The organism is Kitasatospora sp. NPDC093558 (assembly GCF_040683475.1).
Classification (GTDB): Bacteria; Actinomycetota; Actinomycetes; order Streptomycetales; family Streptomycetaceae; genus Kitasatospora.
In genome coordinates, this window is the sequence record NZ_JBFBDY010001316.1 from 1 (window position 1) to 1,152 (window position 1,152).

Here is a 1,152-nt window from a genome sequence, read left to right on the forward strand (position 1 = left end):
GGCGAGCCTGGAGCAGACGATCGCCGAACTGTCCGACCGCCTCGAAGCGGCGCGCCGCGCGCCCGGCGGGCTCGGCCGGGGCGCACTGGACCGGGACGTCGAGGGCCACCAACTCACCGGCCGGCTCCGCGCCCTGCGGCGCTTCGGCGCGGACCTGTGCCTCGGGCACATCGTCGGCGCCGACGACGGCGAGCCGGTGTACATCGGGCGCCTCGGCCTGACCGACAGCACCGGCCGCCGCCTGCTGCTCGACTGGCGCGCCCCGGCCGCCGAGCCGTTCTTCGCGGCCACCCACGCCAACCCGATGGGCCTGGCCAGCCGTCGCCGCTACCGCTGGACGCGCGGGCGGATCGGCGACTACTGGGACGAGGTGTTCACCGCGGACGGCCTCGAAGGGCGCGCCGCGCTCGACGACCAGTCCGCCTTCATCGCGAGCCTCGGCGAGGAGGGCGTCAAGACGTGCACCCTGCGCGACCTCGTGCCCGAGGGCGCCACGGCGGGGGCCGAGCCGGACCCGGAGGTCGCCCGCCTCAAGTCCTCGGCGCAGATGGTGAAAGCGATCGAGAAGGCCGTCGGTATCTACGAGGAGCCGCCCACCGAGGGCATGGCGGTCGAGACCTACTGGGACGACCTCTGGCTGAGCGCCGACGACTGGGCCGAGGCCTTCTCCGCGCCCGAACCCGGAACCCCGCACAACGAGGCGCGCGAGCAGATCTGGGAGGAGCTCGTCACGATCCTCCTCGACAAGATGGACGTGACCGAGGAGGACGAGGACGAGGGCGGGTTCTCGCCCGCGATGTTCCGTCGCTCGCTGCGTCAGAACAAGGAACTGGTCACCACCCTGAACCGCGCGTGGCCCATGCTCGACGCCACCGACCTCGTCGGCGACCTCTGGACCGTCCCCGCCTACCTGCGCCTGTGCGCGCCCTGGCTCGCCCCGGAGGACGTCAAGAGGCTCCAGCGCGCGGACGCCCAGGCCTGGACGGTCTCCGACCTCCCGCTCCTCGACGGCGCCCGCCGGCGCCTCGGCGACCGCGAGGCCGCCGTCCGCAAGCGCCGTCACGACGCCGCGCTCGCCGCCGAACGCGCGCGCATGGCCGACGTCATCGACCACATCCTGGAGGCCGACGAGGACGGCGAGGGCGCCGTCAC

Annotated in this window: 1 pseudogene; it reads left to right on the forward strand. The window is 74.0% G+C overall.

The features are described 5' to 3' along the window. A pseudogene (locus AB0O00_RS40640) lies at positions 1-1,152 on the forward strand (hypothetical protein); the annotation flags it as partial.